Raw genomic sequence first — 15,204 nt, 5'->3', positions numbered from 1 at the left:
TTTTGAACCATCGAAAATAGTAAGAACAAAGGTCCTTAAAAAATTTTGGGTGTCAGTAGATTTCCCCGCTCGGGTAAACGACTATGCCCTCCTCGGTTATCTCGAAGGGGTACTTCTTCATCGAGTGCCTCGTCTCACGCATCTTCCTGATTAAGAGATAGCGCTTGAGTTCAACCTCCCTCTCGATGAAGTCGAGAAGGATGACGCCCCTGGAGATGTACTCCTCGACGCCGTACCTGCTGATTTTGCCCCTGCTCGGGTCGGGGGCCTCGGTTGTGAGGATTGACGTGACGCCCATCTCAAGGAGTATCGTGTTGAGCTGGAGGAGCATCTCCCTGATTTCCTCCTCCTTCTTGAGGCGGAACGCTATGGAGGGAATGGAGTCTATGACGAGCCTCTTGGCGTTGATTGCCTTAACAACGCGGTAGACGTATCTCAAAAAGTCCTCGGCGTTGAGGTTGCCCTCAAGGACGTACTGTTCCTCGGACGGGAGCCCCACGACGGCGCTGACACCATCGACGATGGCTATCTTGCCCTCGCGTTCGTATTTCTCGATGTCCCAGCCAAAGGTCCTCATCTCCCTCCTGAGGTCCTGCGCCCTCTCCTCGAGGGTGACTATTACTCCGGGTTCATCGTAGAGCTCAACACCCTTGTAAACGAACTGAACCGCGAACGTTGTCTTACCGCTTCCGGTGGGACCGGTTACAAGGACCGTGGTTCCCTCGGGGAATCCTCCCTCAACGAGGTCGTCAAAACCGGGAATCCCGGTCTTGACTCTGCGAACTTGCCACACCTCTCTGGTCATACGAATCACCGTGATGGCTGTTGGGGATAGCCCTTAGTTTATCCGCTATAGCTAATTGATGGTTTGTGGATATAAAACTTTTGGAAGATAACGGAACTAAAGTCCCCTTTGATGGAAGATTTACAACGGTTTACTTATTAAATCGCCAGGGAACACCACAGGGGCGGAAACGTTTTATTGAAAAAAGCAAAGTGGGAGCAAGGTGAAACCATGTCCGACCCCTTTGGAAGGGACGCACAGGAGCTAATCAGGCGCGAGTTCGGGGACGTTCTAACGCTCCTTGAAAGGATTCCCTCAAGCATAGACCCAGACGAGGCACTCTCACTCGTCGGTTGGATGCTAAAATCCAATGAGCCCCCGGGAGAGCTCCTCAGAACCGACCCACTCGAGGAGCTCAGGGACCTCTTCAGATTCTACGCCCTGCTCGGGGCGCTGGCGTTCTCCCCCTATGGCATCGAGGCCGAGTTCGTGAAGAAGGCAACGGCAAAGCTCTACCGCGCGAGGATAGAGAGAAAGGGCTCGCTGGAGGGAAGTCTTCTAAAGATTGAGCCGACGGAGGGGATACCCGAGAGGGACAGGAAGATACTTGAAAGGGCAATGGACAGAAGTCTGCCCGAGGACGAGAGGGAGAAGCTCAAGCTGAAGTATAGGATGCACCTGAGCGAGTTCCTCGAGCTCTGGGAGGGGTCGCTGAAGGAGGTCTACGTAAGGAAAGGATACGCCTACCTCCGCTGGGACGAGGCGTTAAAGCTCTGGGAGATGGCCTTTGAGAGGCGCTTCGATAAAGCTGTCAGCCTTCTCGCGGACGTCAGGGACGAACTTCCCGAATTCTACGAGGAGCTTAAGGAGAAGCTTGAGGAGCTCGCCGGGGAGTACTTCAAGGAGAGGCTTGAGAAGCTCGGAAAGGTTGGCGCGAAACCGCTCCGCTTCGACCTCTTCCCGCCGTGCGTTAAGGAGGCCCTAAAAGGCGTCCCCGCGGGAATGAGGAACTACGCGATTACGGTTCTCTTAACGAGCTTCCTGAGCTACGCGCGCATCTGCCCCAACCCGCCGAGGAAGGACGTCCGCGTTAAGGACTGCGTAAGCGACCTAAGGGTCATCGAGGAGGAGATTTTACCGGTTATCATAGAGGCCGGCAACCGCTGTAAGCCGCCGCTCTTCGAGGACCAGCCCCACGAGATTAAGAACATATGGTACCACCTCGGCTTCGGACTGACCGATAAGCCAACGCTTGAAGACAGCGGAAATTCGACGTGGTACTTCCCGCCGAACTGCGACAAGATAAGGGCCAACGCTCCCCAGCTATGCAAGCCGGACAGGTACTGCAGGGGGGTCAAGAACCCGCTGACCTACTATCTGAGAAGGCTCGCAAGGGAGGAGCGGAGCGAAACCGGTGAAGGGGGTGAGGAGGGTGGCTGAACTGCTCAGAGAGGTCAGCAGGGAGGAGAGGGAGCTCTACTACAAGGACGAGTGGAAGGCCGAAAGGATTCCGAAGTTCATCATTGATAGCCTTGAAAAGCGCGAGTTCGGCTTCGACCACACCGGCGAGGGCCCGAGCGACAGGAAGAACGTATTCACCGACGTTAGAGATTTGGAGGACTACGTTAAGGCCACCTCACCCTACGCAATCTACACATCGGTTGCGCTCTACCGCGAACCGGCCCAGATGGAGGGCTGGCTCGGGGCCGAGCTCGTCTTCGACATAGACGCCAAGGACCTGCCCCTCAGGAGATGCCAGAATCTTCACCCGAGCGGGCAGGTGTGCCCAATCTGCCTGGAGGACGCGAAGGAGCTCGCAAGGGACACTCTAGTGGTTCTTAAGGAGGACTTCGGCTTTGAGAACGTCCACGTGGTTTATTCTGGCAGGGGCTACCACATAAGGGTTCTCGACGAATGGGCGTTGAGGCTCGACGCCAAGGCCCGCGAGAGGATTTTAGCTTACATCAGCGCCTCGGAGGAGGTAACCTACGAGGACGTGATGAGCAGGAGGATTATGCTGTCGAGCGGCTACTTCAGGGTGTTTAGACTTCGCTTCGGCTATTTCATAAAGAGGGCAAACGAGAACCACCTGATAAGCGCGGGGATAAAGAAGGGCCTTGCCAGAAAACTCCTGAGCGATGAGAGCAGGAATAGAATCGTCAGAAGCTTCGTCGAGAGGGGTTTGCTGGCCTCTTTCCCAAGCGGAGTCGGCTATAAAACGCTGATAAGGCTGTTCTCGATATCGAGCACGTTCTCCAAGGCCTACTTCGACGGGCGCGTTACGGTCGATGTAAAGAGAATCCTCCGCCTGCCGTCGAGCCTGCACTCCAAGGTCGGGCTGATAACGACCTACATCGGCCCCGATGAGGGGAAACTCGAGCGCTTTAACCCCTTCAGGGACGCCGTGCCAGAGTTCAGGAAGGAGGAAGTAAAGGAAGCGTACGAGGAGTGGGAGAGCTCGCTATGAACCGGGGAAAGGTCCAGATAGCGCTTGCAATGCTTATATGGGGGAGCGTCGGAATATTCGGCAGGCTCTCCGGGCTTTCCGGCCTGGGCGTCGCCTTTGCGAGGGTCTCGCTTGGAGCGCTCGTCCTCCTTCCACTCCTCAGCCTCAGGGGAAAGCTCAGAAACGCCTTGGGGGAGCTGAGAAAGAGGCCCTATCACATGCTCGCGCTCGGGACTGCGTTAGCCTTAAACTGGGTCTTCCTCTTCACGGCCTTCAACTACACGAGCATAGCGAACGCGGTTCTCGTTTACTACACCGCGCCGGTTCTGGCGACGCTGATTTCGTGGCGCTTCCTCAATGAAAGGCTCGACGCGGGAAAGGTTCTGAGCCTCGCCATAGCCTTCACGGGACTGCTCCTCATAGCGTCTTCCCAGAGAATCAGCCTCTCCGACAGGGACTTCACAGGAATCGTATTCGCGTTTCTGGGAGCGCTCTTCTATGCACTAATTCCAAACCTCGGCAGGTTCATGAGGGGCGTTGACGGTGAGAGCCTAACCTTCCTCCAGCTGGCGGTAGCTTCCGTCGTTTTAATTCCTTTCGTGGCCGTTGAAAACGTTGGAAGCCCGGTCTGGTGGGCAATAGCGGTTCTCGTCTTGCTCCACACGGTGTTCGCCCTCTACCTCTACATGGACGGGCTGAAGAAGGTGGAGGTCAAAGACGCCTCCCTGTTGAGCTACCTCGACCCGCTGAGCGCGATAGTTTACGCGTTCTTGGTCTTTGGAGAGGTACCGGGAGTTAGAACCGTTATAGGTGGCGCCCTAATTCTACTCGCCTCAGCTATTGATTTGGCGAGGGGGTCGTAGCCCGCCTTCTGTGTCAAGGGGGCATTCGACTGAGCGGCCTACCACGGGGCTCGCACCGGGAACTCATCGCCCCTCCCACGGCCTTGCACCCCGCGGGACGGCCGTTTCACCGCATCCCCCGGGATTGTCTGCGGGTTAGCTCGGTGCCCGTCGCCGGGCCCTTCGCGCGCGTCATCCACATCTCCCGGGAGCCGTGTCGTTTCTGCGCCGTTGCCCTCCCTCCCGGGAGGTGCCTTACGGCACCGCGGTCCCGGTGCGGTGGGCGGAACTTCCTCGGGAGTGCCCCGAGAGCCCCCGACCCCCTCGCCGTAAGGAAGCAGAAAAGGGAGGATAAAAAGGTTTGGTCACTTCTTTTTGGGCAGGGAATCCCTCTCATGGAACTTTGGCGGTTTCGGCCTCTTGAATCTCCCGAGCGGTGAGCGGCGCTTTGGAGTTTTCCTGGTTCTCCCCTTCTTGGGTTGGTTCTGGTAGTATAACACAACCGCAACGGCCACTACGATGAGTATCCCAACAACGGGCCACCACGGGAAGCCCCCGCCGTTGGCTTCGCCCGTCGTTGAGGTTGTGTTAGACTGCAGGGTTGTGGACGTGGTTGTTGGTGTCTGCGTCGGGGACGGCTTGGGCTTCGGCGCCGGAACCCAGAGGCTACCTTCCTTGACGCTGACCCTTCCAAGGGCGTTGAGCTTGAAGGAGTACGTAACGTTGACGCCCTTTGGAACGTTAAACCTGAATGAAAGCCCCTTTTTGCCAGGGGGAATAGTTACGTCAAGAACGTCAGCGTAGAGGGAAGTTCCGTTGGCGAGAACCTTGTACTCGAGAGTTCCGCTGACCGCTTCTGGGGTCGGGTTCAGGAGCAGGGCGCTAACCTCAAGCGTCGAGTTCAGTAGCTTTGCACTCAGGGACCCTATTGAGGGTGGAGCATAAACGGTGTAGTGAACGGTATCGTTCCCCCCGGAGCGACCGTGAACGGAGAGACCAATAACGGCGGAGACGTTTCCTGGCTTGGATGTCGGAAGAGACAGCTGAACCACACTAGTACCCGGGGAGAGGGTTATCTCCCGAGTTTTGGCAGCAAATGATTTTGTGCCGTTGATTACGGCAACGCAGGAAATCGTGGCGTTTATGTCCCTTTCGGAAATGATGGTGACGTACGCCTTCAGTGTGTCGTTAAGCAGGACGCTCTCCTTCTCAACAGAGACGCCAACGAGCCTGACACCGAGTGAAACTGCAAGCTTCTTGGCGTAGGTGTAACTCTGGTCCCCGTATGAAACGCGGTAGATTAGGGTGTAGTTACCCTCCGGATAGTTCCACCCGACAGGTAGAGATAGCCTTATCAGTGTGTCCCCCGGCGGAACTGTCACGTTTTTGGAAACGACGGAGTAGTTATTGCTCCCCAGGAGAAGGGCAGAGAAAACGTTCACGGTAGCGTTGAAGTGGCCGATGTTAATCACATGGGAGTAAACGGTAACGCTCTCCCCCAGGAAAACGTAGGGAACATCACCCCGACCAGGAACGTAGGAGTAGGCGCTCGTAAAGGTAAGGGGTGAAGCGAGAACTTCAACCGGAACCTTGGCCTTCAGGATGTAAACGTCTCCCGAGTAAGTTGCTATGAATCGAAGGTAGAGCGTGTAGTTGCCCGGAAGGACGTCCTTTGACACGGTCAGGTTGTATTTTACCGTCTTGTTCTGACCCCTGCCCCAGTTTGGAAAAACCCTCGGGAACATCGTGAAGTTGAATCCCTCAACGCGGTTTCCGTTTGTGTCCTCCACCCAGAAGCTCTGATAGCTGACGACAGAGTAAATTACACCCGCATTGTTCGTCAGGAGAAGCGTTCCTTCGCTGTAGTCACCTCTCACAACGGTTATCGAACCCGCCACTGATATAGTTCCAAACTGGGCGCTGGTAAACGGAAGGAACATCGAAACTAGTATGATAGCGATGAGCAGTAGTGCCCGCCTCACAATCACCACCCCAGATAATAAGGCGCCCTCGAATTTAAACTTACCCATTAAAAGTCAGCTGTGCACGAGGGCACGGTATAGCAGGAACAGGCCAGTAGCCACGAGAAACGCGGAGAACGCCAGATAAAGGCGGTAGAGTCCCAGGTCGGAGAAGTGCTCCCTTGCAACGAGGGCTATTGCCAGGAGCATCACCCCGTAGAGGAGGGCGAAGATTCCAAGGGCGAGCGACGTCTTTATGCCGAGGAGCACGAGGATTCCAAAGACCGCCCCGGCGAAAACCGTGACGTGGGGAACCGTGAAGGCGAGGTAGTTGAGGAAAACCTTCCTATCGTCGTCCATACCCATCACTCCGCTATGAAGGCGTAGGTTGTGGTCGTCGGCAACTCCCGCCTCACCCTGGAGAGCAGATATCTCGGATAAAGCCTCTCCTCTGGCTCGTCGAGGGGGTCGTAGGAGCCAAGGAGCCTGTCTATCACCTTGACCGCGACCTTTCCCCTGACCCTGAAGTAGCCCCTGAAGTCGCTGACTATCTCAAGGACTATCGGGAGGAGCAGTTTCTCCTCGTCGCCGGGGTCAAGAAGACCCCTAATCCTCTCGAGCTCTGCCTTTCGGAAGGAATGCCTGCTCCCGTCCCTCAGCCTGACGGAGGGCTCCTCTGAGGCGAGCAACTGGACGAGGGTTGGCCTCTTCGCCGGAAGGTGGCTGTTTATGCGGTAGATTTCCCTCAAGAGGGCGTTTTCGGGGTTCATACGGGTGTCAATTCGAGCCGGAGCAGATAAACGTTATTTAACATTCTCTTGTCAAAAAGTTCAAAATTAAGCGAGTAGATAGACTTGTTTACGTCAAAACGATAACGCCCATAGGCCGTTTTTCGTCAGGCGTTCAAAAATTCAGGGGAAAGGGTTAATTAGGGGTATATGTTCAGCATGTGGCGGAAATAATTGAACGTTCAAACAATGAGGTGATGAAAAAATGAACGAAAGTGCAAAGCTCCTCGGCGTCAGCGCAAAGGGCCCGAGGTTCCTCCAGCTCATATTCGTGGACATAAACGGCGTTCCAAAGGGAATGGAGGTCCCGATAGCGAGGTACGAGGAGGCAATCGAGGAGGGCATCTCCTTTGACGGCTCCTCGATTCCCGGTTTCCAGGGCATAGAGGACAGCGACCTTATCTTCAAGGCTGACCCGAGCACCTACGCCGAGGTCCCCTGGGAGGGCATAGCGAGGGTTTACGGCTACATATACAAGGACGGGAAGCCCTACAAGGCGGACCCGAGGGGAGTCCTAAGAAGGGCCCTTGAGAGGCTCGAAAAAGAGGGATACAAGGCCTACATCGGGCCAGAGCCTGAGTTCTACCTCTTCAAGAAGAACGGAACCTGGGAGCTCCACATACCCGACAGCGGGGGCTACTTCGACCTCGTGACCCTCGACAAGGCGAGGGAGCTGAGGAGGGAGATAGCCCTCTACATGCCGGCCTTCGGCCTCGTTCCGGAGGTTCTCCACCACGAGGTTGGCAGGGCCCAGCACGAGATTGACTTCCGCTACGACGAGGCCCTCAAGACCGCCGACAACATCGTGAGCTTCAAGTACGTCGTCAAGGCCATCGCCGAGATGCGCGGTTTATACGCCACCTTCATGCCGAAGCCCCTCTACGGCTATCCCGGCAACGGAATGCACCTCCACATAAGCCTCTGGAAGGACGGAGAAAACGCTTTCATCGGCGAGGACGGGCTGAGCGAGACGGCACTTCACTTCATAGCCGGAATACTCAAACACGCGAAAGCCCTAACGGCCCTGACCAACCCGACGGTGAACAGCTACAAGCGCCTCGTTCCGGGTTATGAGGCTCCGGTCTACATCAGCTGGGGCTACAGGAACAGGAGCGCGCTAATCCGCGTCCCGGCCTTCTGGGGCAACGGGGCGAGGATAGAGTACCGCTGTCCGGACCCGAGCGCCAACCCGTACTTAGCTTTCTCGGCGATACTCTTAGCTGGACTCGACGGAATCAAGAGGAAGCTTGAGCCGGAGGCGTACGTTGAAACCAACGTCTACGAGATGGGCGAGGAGGAGAGAGCCAAAGCTGGAATCGAGACCCTTCCTGAAAGCCTCGGGGAGGCGCTGGAGGAGCTGAAGAAGGACAAGGTTGTCCGGGAGGCGCTCGGAGAGGCCTACGAGAACTTCATCGCCTACAAGGAGAGGGAGTGGAGCGAGTACGTCGCCTACCTCGAGAGCAGAGAGCTCCCGCTGGAGACCAAGAAGGTTACCGAGTGGGAGCTCGAGAGGTACTTCTACGTTTGAGCCCTTCTCAGTTCTTTCCTTCCCGCATGTGCACGAGGATTGATGCCCCGATTATGAGCGCCCCGCCGAGGAGCTGGAGGGGCGTTAAGGCCTCGCCAAACAGGATGTACGCGAGAACTATTGCAACCACCGGCTCAACGGTCGCAACTATGCTGGCCCTGCTGACCTCTACTTCTTTGAGGGCGTGGTTGTAGAGGGTGTAGCCGAGGAACGTCGGGAAAAACGCTAAACCGAGGAGGTAGGGAATCGCTCCCCTCGGAACGGAGAACTTAGAGAAGGGAGCGAGGAAGAGCAGGCCGAAGAGCAGGGTCATGAAGAGAACCCTCTCGGGCCTCTCGTTTCTGACACCGAACTTGGCGAGGACTCCATAGAGGGCGTAGGTGAAGCCGGTCGCTATGCCTGTCAGTAAAGCCAAGTGGCTCACGTTGAAGTCCACGTTGCCAGCAACGAGAAGCACTCCAGCCAGCACCATTACCAGTGCGATTGCCTTCTCGGTTGTTATGGGCTCCTTGAAGATTAATCTGCCGAGGATTACCGAGAAGGCCGGGGCGGTGTAGATGAGCAGAACCGCGAAGCCGACCGATGAGATTTTGACGGTGTAGAAGTAGAGGGTGTAGAAGGCAAAAACTCCAACGAGGCCGTAAACCGCGTAGAACCACAATTTCTCGCGCGTGAAGGGATTCTCGCGCAGGAAGAGCGAGATGTAGGTTCCGAGAATTATCAGAGCAAAGAGAACGCGCCAGAAGACCATCGTGAAGGAATCAACGTTATAACGGTAGATGTAGGTGGCGAATATCCCTATCGTTCCCCACATTGAGGCGGCGAGAAAAACGAGAAGGTAACCGCGCTTCATCGGCTCACCTCAGAAGCTCGGGCCCAGTGGCAAACGGCGCTTGTGCTCGCTCCTCTTAACGAGGTTCTCGACGTATTCGACCCGCTCGATTGGTATGCCCAGCTCCTCGGCTATTTCCTTCTTGTCCTTCAGCAGGTCAACGAGGCGCCAGAGGATTTCGTCGAGGAGGCGGTAGCTTATGCCAAGCTCGTCCTCGTCAGTCTGGCCCTCCCAGAGGCCGGCGGTGGGTTTCTTCTCGATTATCCTCTCGGGAACGCCGATGAGCTTCGCTATTTCCCAGACCTCGGTTTTGTAGAGGTTTATGAGAGGCGCGTAGTCGCTCGCCCCGTCGCCCCACTTGGTGAAGTAGCCGGTGAGGAACTCGCTCCTGTTGCTTGTTCCAAGGACGAGGCAGTTCTTCTCATTGGCGTGAGCGTAGAGGAGTACCATTCTCGTTCTCGCCATTATGTTGCCGAGGCTCCTCCTGTCGGGCTGGAAGCCGAGCTGAGAAACGAACGAGTCAACGAGGGGCTTTATGTTTATCTCCCTGCACTCGATTCCGAGGGAGGAGCAGACCAGTCTAGCGTCTTCAACGTCCTGGTTCTGGTAGTAGGGCATTATCAGGCCGAGAACTTTTTCCTTCCCGAGGGCTTTGACGGCAAGGTAAGCCGTTGTTGCGCTGTCTATGCCCCCGCTTATCCCTATCACGACGCCCTCGGCGTTAGCCTCCTCAACTTTCTCCCGGATAAAGGCCGTGATTATCTCGACGACGGAGTTGAAGTCAAGCTCCCTCATTTCCTCTTCCCCCTGAGGGCGTGGGTGTATCCAACCCACAGGACAACGGTGCCGGCGAAGGCAAGGATTGCCGCGGGTATCGCGAGGTCGGAGTAGGGGTAGCTTATGGCCTTCGCCCTGTATGTGTAGGTGACGGTGCCGTTAATAACCCTTACCTCGGGCCTGTCGGTTGGGATGAACGTGGCGTTTCCGGTTATGTTATATACGGCCGTGAAGTTGCCCCAGGAGACCTCAACGGTCGCGTTCTTCGAGCTGAGGGAGAGGCTCCTGTTGCAGTAGAAGTACCTGTTCTCAAAGGTATCGTTGCCAAGCGTATGATTGCCAGGACCGAGGGTTCCGCTTGAGTAATACGAAGGATGCCCCGTCTGGAAAACGGCTATTGCCGACAGAATCATGGCGAGCAGTATCATTATAAAACCCGCAACAACGAGCCTTGAGCTCAGAAACACTTTGAGGGCTTCGTTCATGGGCATCACCGAGAAAAAAGAAAGGGGTCAGAACTTGCCGACGAGGTGGCACTCGGCGAAGTGGTTGTGCTCGTACTCTATGAGCTTCGGCTGTTCAACGTCACAGAGACCCTTCTTGGCGTAGATACACCTCGGGTGGAAGCGGCATCCGGGCGGAATGTTGACGGCGCTCGGAACCTCACCCTTAATCGGAAGCTCCTTGATGACGTTTCTCCTCTCGGGCTTCGGCTCCGGAACGGCAGCGAGCAGCGCCCTCGTGTATGGGTGGAGCGGGTTGTCAATGACCTTCTCAGCCGGACCCATTTCGACGATTCTACCGAGGTACATGACGGCAATCCAGTCGGCGAAGTACCTGGCCGTTGAGAGGTCGTGGGTGATGTAGAGGTACGTGACGCCCATCTTGTCCTTGAGGCTCTTCATGAGCTCAAGGATTTCTGCACGAATTGACACGTCGAGCATCGAGACCGGCTCGTCGGCGACGATAAACGTCGGGTTCAGGATGAGGGCCCTTGCAATAGCCACACGCTGCCTCTGTCCACCGGAGAGCATGTGCGGGAACCTGCTGACGTAGTCCTCGGGTGGAATAATCTTGACCATCTCAAGGGCCTTATAGATGAGCTCCTCACGCTCGGCTCTGGTTTCACCGATGCCGTGGATGAGGAGGGGCTCCTCAAGGACGTCGAAGATTCTGAAGCGCGGGTTGAGGGAGGCAAACGGGTCCTGGAATATCATCTGCACCCTTCTTCTGTAGGCAAGGAGCTCCTCCTTGGTTTTAATCTCGGTGACGTCCTCGCCCTCCAGGTAAATCTTACCGTCGGTTGGCTCGAGGAGTTTAACAATGAGCCTTCCGGTGGTGGACTTACCACAGCCACTCTCACCGACGAGTGCAAAGACCTGCTGCTTGTAGATTTCGAAGCTGACTCCGTCAACCGCGTGGACGAAGCGCTGAGGCTCACCGCGCAGGCTGGCGAGGAGACCCCTCTTGAGCGGGAAGTACTTCTTGAGGTTTTCAACCTTGAGTATCGGCTCGGCCATTCTCAACACCTCACAGCAACCAGCATGCCGCGTAGTGGTCCTTATCAATCTCCTTCAGCTCGGGCTCCTGCTCCTTACAAACGTCCATCGCATAGGGGCACCTCGGGTGGAAGCGGCATCCCTTCGGCGGGTTGATGAGGTTGGGCGGCTGTCCGGGGATGAACTCGAGCCTCTCAACGTCCTCGTGAAGCCTCGGAATAGCCGCGAGGAGCTTCTGGGTGTACGGGTGGGCCGGCTCGTAGTAAATCTTCTCGCTGTCACCAATCTCGATAATCTTGCCCGCGTACATGATGGCGACCTTGTCGCTAATCTCGGCGAGGATGCTGAGGTCGTGGGTGATGAATATCATCGAGAGGTTGAGTTCCTTCTTGAGCCTCTTCATGAGGTTGATAATCTGCGCCTGAACGATAACGTCGAGGGCCGTCGTCGGCTCGTCGGCTATGACGACGCTCGGCTCCATGAGGAGGGCCATAGCAATAACGACACGCTGTTTCATACCACCCGAGAGCTCGTGGGGGTAGCGGTAAACGATTTCCGGGTCGAGACCGACGAGTTCAAGGTACTTCTGAGCCCTGTCAAGGGCCTCCTCCTGGCTCATTCCCTTGTGGTATATGAGGGGCTCGGTCATCTGGAAACCGATGGTGTAAACCGGGTTGAGGGCGTTCATTGCTCCCTGGAATATCATCGAAATCTTCTGCCAGCGGATTTCCCTTCTGAGGACGTCCTCAGGAAGGCCAACTATCTCCCTGCCGTCAATCTTGATGCTTCCGTCAACTATCTTTCCTGGCGGGGTGGGCATACCCAAAAGGGTAAAACCAAGGGAGGACTTGCCACATCCACTTTCTCCGGCAAGTCCCAGGACCTCACCCTTCTTGAGGTCGAAGCTGATGTTGTCAACGGCCTTGACGACACCCTTGCTGGTGAAGTAATACATCTTGAGGTTCCTAACTTCAAGGACGTTCTTAGCCATCTAAACCACCTCACGCGCGCTTGAGCCTCGGGTTGAGCACGGTGTCGAGCGAGACACCAATCAGGACGAATATCAGTCCGACGAAGGCGATTGCAAGTCCGGGCGGGATGACCTGCCACCAGTATCCGTTGAGGGTCGCACCGTTGGCGTTGGCAGCGTTAAGCATCTGACCCCACGTAATCATGTTGTTGCTCGTAAGGCCAAGGAAGCTCAGTCCGGCCTCGCTGAGGATTGCTCCCGGAACGCTGAGGGCTATGCTAGCGAACGCGTACGGTAGGAGCTGTGGCACTATGTGCTTGAAGACTATCCTTCCGGTGCTCGCACCGAGGGCTCTTGCCGCCTCAACGTAGGTCTGCTCCTTAATCTGGAGCGCCATACTCCTCGCGACCTTGGTGGTTCCCATCCATCCAAAGAGCACCAGGATGAAGACGAGCTGCTTGAGGTTAATCTTACCTCCGAAGTACAGCGAGAGCAGGATGAGCATCGGAAGCACCGGCAGGGTCATCATGAACTCGGTGAACCTCTGTATCGCCTCATCCGCCCATCCGCCGAGGTAAGCACTGGTAACACCCACGAGGATTCCAATGAGGACGGTACTGACTGAAACGGCGATACCTATGGCCAGGGCAACGCGGATACCCCAGAGGAGGCCAACGGCAATCGGCCTACCGTACTGGTCGGTTCCGAGGAGACCGTAGGTTCTACCAACAAGGGCAACCTTGAAGTTGCTGAAGTCAACCTGAACGTCGCTGGGAACGGTGACGACTATGGTGAACTTGTACGTGCCCTGGAGGGCTTCAGGGGAGTTAACTATCTGGTCGAGGGTGCGGAGCTTTCCGTTGTCGGTCATCTTACCGAAGATGACCTTCATCGGGTCCATTGACTGGTAGTAACCGTAGAGGGTCGAGTTCATCTGAACCTGCTGGGTGAGGTACATCATCTTCATGTCCATCGGGAGGCTGTCCGGAAGCTGCATTGGAAGAGTGAATATGCCGTTCTCGTAGAGCCAGTAGAAGATGAGGCTCTTGACCTCCTGGGTGTAGGCAAGCTGGACGACACCGCTTGATGGGAGCTGGACGTTGTAGAGGAGCATGAGGGAGTTGTACTTAAGGCCGTTTTCCTTGGGCCTCTCAACGTACATCGTGACCAGTGGGTTGTCCTGGGGCCTCTTAGCGGTCGAGTTAAGGCCGGTAATGACTATGTCCTTGGGCGGAATGTCGTATCTCATATCATAGGTAAACGTCATCGTGTAAACGGTGTAGCTACCGTTCTGGGTCTTGCTTAGGTGAAGGTCGTCTATGGTGTACTCAACCTGAGACGCCCTCTTCTCGCTAACGAAGTAGTTCTCCCATGCCGGCGGGGCATTCTTGGGGTTAGTAACCCACGCGGTTCCAGTCTGCCACTCCTTGGGTATGTTGGGACTGGTAATGTAAGGAGCAGCGATTGCGAGGACTATGAGGACGATGAGGAAAAATAATCCGAACATTCCACTCTTCTGGTGCTTGAAATCCTCCCAAAACCTCTTGACGCTGTCCTTGAAATCAACCCATCTCATTTACACCACCTCACGAGCGGGCAGCGGCGCCGATTCTGATTCTCGGGTCGAGGTACGCGTACAGTATGTCCGCGAGCACCATCGAGAAGACGGTCATCATTGCGAACATGTAGTTCAGTGCCATCATCGTCTTAACGGCGTTGAGCTGAAGCGCCTCGTAGTAGAGACGTCCCATTCCCGGCCAGTTGAAGACTATCTCGGTAATCATTGCACCGCCGAGGGAGCCTATGAGACCGAAGATGACCATGGTGATAATCGGCGGGGCGGCAGCCTTGAGGGCGTGGCCGTAGATAATCTTCCTCTCGGGAACACCCTTTGCCCTGGCAACCATAATGAAGTCTTCCTGCATGGTTCCAATCATGATGTTTCTGGTCGTCCAGGCCCAGCCACCGAAGAGGTTGATGACTATTGTAACGACCGGGAGGCTCATCTTCTTGAGAATGTTAACCCATCCGGAGACCTGAACCTGTGAGTAGAGCGTTATCGGCAGCCAGCCGAGGTAGACAACGAAGACGAGTATCATGAGCATTCCGAGCCACCACATCGGAAGGCTCGTGGTGACCATTGCCAGAATGGATATGGTTCTGTCGAGCAGGCTTCCCGGACTGCGAGCGCTCTTGATACCAAGGGCAAGACCTATGATGATAACCAGGATTTCTGCAGTCGTAAACAGGAGTATCGTCCTGCCAAGGGCCGTTTTAATCTGGTCTGTTATAACGGTGGTTCCAAAGACCTTCTGGAACGACTGTCCCCAATTGAACGTGAACGTATTTATCGCGTATTCCCACGTTCTCTTCCAGTAGGGCTGGTCGAGGTGGTAGTACTTAATCCTGGTCTGCTTGTACTGCTCAATGAGCTCCTGGGAAGGCTGGGTGTGGTGGGTCTGCGTGTAAGACCTAACCCACATCTGCACTTCCTCGTTCACCTGGGCAGTCAGCTGTATTGTTGCGAGCTTCGTGAAGAGGGCGGACATCAATAGGACCGCCAGGAAGAGGATTATCACAGCGTTTATCAAACGGTACGCCACGTACTTTCCAAAGCTCATCCCCATTCTATCCCCTCCAGCAACGATACTACTGGCTCTCCATGAAGTCAACTTTTACGTGCTAGTTAAAGTTTAAATAGTTTTCCCCAAAACGAGCACAAATGTACACATTTTGAACATAAGAACAGCCGTGTTCATCAGGCAGGAACAAGAAAA

General features: G+C 55.6%; 15 protein-coding genes and 1 other RNA gene. 4 read left to right on the top strand and 12 right to left on the bottom strand.

Annotated elements, in window-relative coordinates; translation table 11 throughout:
• Positions 1 to 52: 52 nt before the first annotated feature.
• Positions 53 to 805 carry an ATPase domain-containing protein gene (locus BD01_RS06880; RefSeq protein WP_042691249.1) on the bottom strand — a complete coding sequence of 251 codons (753 nt, stop codon included), beginning with the start codon at positions 803 to 805 and terminating at the stop codon, positions 53 to 55.
• Positions 806 to 1,015: 210 nt separating this feature from the next.
• Here BD01_RS06880 and priL point away from each other — a divergent pair, with 210 nt between their 5' ends.
• Genes priL through BD01_RS06865 form a run of 3 tightly spaced genes read left to right on the top strand, consistent with a single transcriptional unit; the run spans position 1,016 to position 4,093 of the window.
• On the top strand, positions 1,016 to 2,224 hold the full coding sequence (gene priL, locus BD01_RS06875; RefSeq protein WP_042691246.1) for a DNA primase large subunit PriL: 1,209 nt from the start codon (positions 1,016 to 1,018) through the stop codon (positions 2,222 to 2,224).
• Positions 2,217 to 3,251 carry a DNA primase catalytic subunit PriS gene (priS, locus tag BD01_RS06870; RefSeq protein ID WP_042693246.1) on the top strand — a complete coding sequence of 345 codons (1,035 nt, stop codon included), beginning with the start codon at positions 2,217 to 2,219 and terminating at the stop codon, positions 3,249 to 3,251. The genes priL and priS overlap by 8 nt, the downstream gene beginning before the upstream one ends.
• A complete protein-coding gene (locus tag BD01_RS06865; RefSeq protein WP_042691244.1) occupies positions 3,248 to 4,093 on the top strand; it encodes a DMT family transporter in 846 nt (281 codons plus the stop codon). The genes priS and BD01_RS06865 overlap by 4 nt, the downstream gene beginning before the upstream one ends.
• On the opposite strand, the gene rnpB is transcribed toward BD01_RS06865, so the two are convergent.
• The 4 genes from rnpB to BD01_RS06850 all read right to left on the bottom strand — a co-directional run bounded on the left by rnpB (position 4,079) and on the right by BD01_RS06850 (position 6,803).
• Positions 4,079 to 4,400, bottom strand: an RNA gene (gene rnpB, locus BD01_RS11115) — RNase P RNA component. The genes BD01_RS06865 and rnpB overlap by 15 nt on opposite strands.
• 37 nt (positions 4,401 to 4,437) lie before the next feature.
• Entirely contained in the window at positions 4,438 to 6,054 is a 1,617-nt protein-coding gene (locus tag BD01_RS06860) for a COG1361 family protein (protein WP_042691241.1), read from the bottom strand.
• 54 nt (positions 6,055 to 6,108) lie between these two features.
• Positions 6,109 to 6,399: a hypothetical protein gene (locus BD01_RS06855; RefSeq protein WP_342665189.1), complete on the bottom strand. Its 291-nt coding sequence runs from the start codon at positions 6,397 to 6,399 to the stop codon at positions 6,109 to 6,111.
• On the bottom strand, positions 6,399 to 6,803 hold the full coding sequence (locus BD01_RS06850) for a DUF61 family protein (RefSeq protein WP_042691236.1): 405 nt from the start codon (positions 6,801 to 6,803) through the stop codon (positions 6,399 to 6,401). Before BD01_RS06850 ends, BD01_RS06855 begins: the two co-directional genes overlap by 1 nt.
• A gap of 223 nt (positions 6,804 to 7,026) precedes the next feature.
• Between BD01_RS06850 and glnA the strand changes: the two genes are divergently transcribed.
• Positions 7,027 to 8,349 (top strand): type I glutamate--ammonia ligase, encoded by a 1,323-nt coding sequence (gene glnA / locus BD01_RS06845; protein ID WP_042691233.1) that lies wholly within the window; start codon positions 7,027 to 7,029, stop codon positions 8,347 to 8,349.
• A 7-nt stretch (positions 8,350 to 8,356) separates the two neighbouring features.
• Here the strand turns inward: glnA and BD01_RS06840 are convergent, their stop codons facing one another.
• Genes BD01_RS06840 through BD01_RS06810 form a run of 7 tightly spaced genes read right to left on the bottom strand, consistent with a single transcriptional unit; the run spans position 8,357 to position 15,054 of the window.
• Entirely contained in the window at positions 8,357 to 9,202 is an 846-nt protein-coding gene (locus tag BD01_RS06840; protein WP_042691224.1) for an EamA family transporter, read from the bottom strand.
• Positions 9,203 to 9,211: 9 nt separating this feature from the next.
• Positions 9,212 to 9,976, bottom strand: coding sequence for an NAD+ synthase (locus BD01_RS06835; protein WP_042691222.1), 765 nt, complete (start codon positions 9,974 to 9,976; stop codon positions 9,212 to 9,214).
• Positions 9,973 to 10,449: a hypothetical protein gene (locus tag BD01_RS06830; RefSeq protein ID WP_156927396.1), complete on the bottom strand. Its 477-nt coding sequence runs from the start codon at positions 10,447 to 10,449 to the stop codon at positions 9,973 to 9,975. Before BD01_RS06830 ends, BD01_RS06835 begins: the two co-directional genes overlap by 4 nt.
• A 21-nt stretch (positions 10,450 to 10,470) precedes the next feature.
• Positions 10,471 to 11,478 carry an ABC transporter ATP-binding protein gene (locus BD01_RS06825; protein WP_042691219.1) on the bottom strand — a complete coding sequence of 336 codons (1,008 nt, stop codon included), beginning with the start codon at positions 11,476 to 11,478 and terminating at the stop codon, positions 10,471 to 10,473.
• Between the two features lie 10 nt (positions 11,479 to 11,488).
• Positions 11,489 to 12,448: an ABC transporter ATP-binding protein gene (locus tag BD01_RS06820; RefSeq protein WP_042691217.1), complete on the bottom strand. Its 960-nt coding sequence runs from the start codon at positions 12,446 to 12,448 to the stop codon at positions 11,489 to 11,491.
• A 10-nt stretch (positions 12,449 to 12,458) separates the two neighbouring features.
• Positions 12,459 to 14,003 carry an ABC transporter permease gene (locus tag BD01_RS06815; protein WP_042691214.1) on the bottom strand — a complete coding sequence of 515 codons (1,545 nt, stop codon included), beginning with the start codon at positions 14,001 to 14,003 and terminating at the stop codon, positions 12,459 to 12,461.
• Between the two features lie 10 nt (positions 14,004 to 14,013).
• Complete coding sequence (locus BD01_RS06810) at positions 14,014 to 15,054, bottom strand: ABC transporter permease (RefSeq protein WP_342665188.1); 1,041 nt, start codon at positions 15,052 to 15,054, stop codon at positions 14,014 to 14,016.
• Positions 15,055 to 15,204: the final 150 nt, after the last annotated feature.

Origin of the sequence: Thermococcus nautili, assembly GCF_000585495.1 — an archaeon.
Classification (GTDB): domain Archaea; phylum Methanobacteriota_B; class Thermococci; order Thermococcales; family Thermococcaceae; genus Thermococcus; species Thermococcus nautili.
Note: the sequence above shows the minus strand (reverse complement) of the source record. Positions and strands in the feature narration are given on the sequence as shown.

Excerpts from the sequence above, each read along its gene's own strand:
- BD01_RS06880 (WP_042691249.1), bottom strand. The coding sequence starts at position 805 with ATGACCAGAGAGGTGTGGCAAGTTCGCAGAGTCAAGACCGGGATTCCC.
- BD01_RS06840 (WP_042691224.1), bottom strand. The coding sequence starts at position 9,202 with ATGAAGCGCGGTTACCTTCTCGTTTTTCTCGCCGCCTCAATGTGGGGA.
- BD01_RS06865 (WP_042691244.1), top strand. The coding sequence starts at position 3,248 with ATGAACCGGGGAAAGGTCCAGATAGCGCTTGCAATGCTTATATGGGGG.
- BD01_RS06855 (WP_342665189.1), bottom strand. The coding sequence starts at position 6,399 with ATGGGTATGGACGACGATAGGAAGGTTTTCCTCAACTACCTCGCCTTC.
- BD01_RS06825 (WP_042691219.1), bottom strand. The coding sequence starts at position 11,478 with ATGGCCGAGCCGATACTCAAGGTTGAAAACCTCAAGAAGTACTTCCCG.
- BD01_RS06815 (WP_042691214.1), bottom strand. The coding sequence starts at position 14,003 with ATGAGATGGGTTGATTTCAAGGACAGCGTCAAGAGGTTTTGGGAGGAT.
- glnA (WP_042691233.1), top strand. The coding sequence starts at position 7,027 with ATGAACGAAAGTGCAAAGCTCCTCGGCGTCAGCGCAAAGGGCCCGAGG.
- BD01_RS06830 (WP_156927396.1), bottom strand. The coding sequence starts at position 10,449 with ATGCCCATGAACGAAGCCCTCAAAGTGTTTCTGAGCTCAAGGCTCGTT.
- BD01_RS06850 (WP_042691236.1), bottom strand. The coding sequence starts at position 6,803 with ATGAACCCCGAAAACGCCCTCTTGAGGGAAATCTACCGCATAAACAGC.
- BD01_RS06820 (WP_042691217.1), bottom strand. The coding sequence starts at position 12,448 with ATGGCTAAGAACGTCCTTGAAGTTAGGAACCTCAAGATGTATTACTTC.
- BD01_RS06810 (WP_342665188.1), bottom strand. The coding sequence starts at position 15,054 with ATGGGGATGAGCTTTGGAAAGTACGTGGCGTACCGTTTGATAAACGCT.
- BD01_RS06835 (WP_042691222.1), bottom strand. The coding sequence starts at position 9,976 with ATGAGGGAGCTTGACTTCAACTCCGTCGTCGAGATAATCACGGCCTTT.
- priL (WP_042691246.1), top strand. The coding sequence starts at position 1,016 with ATGTCCGACCCCTTTGGAAGGGACGCACAGGAGCTAATCAGGCGCGAG.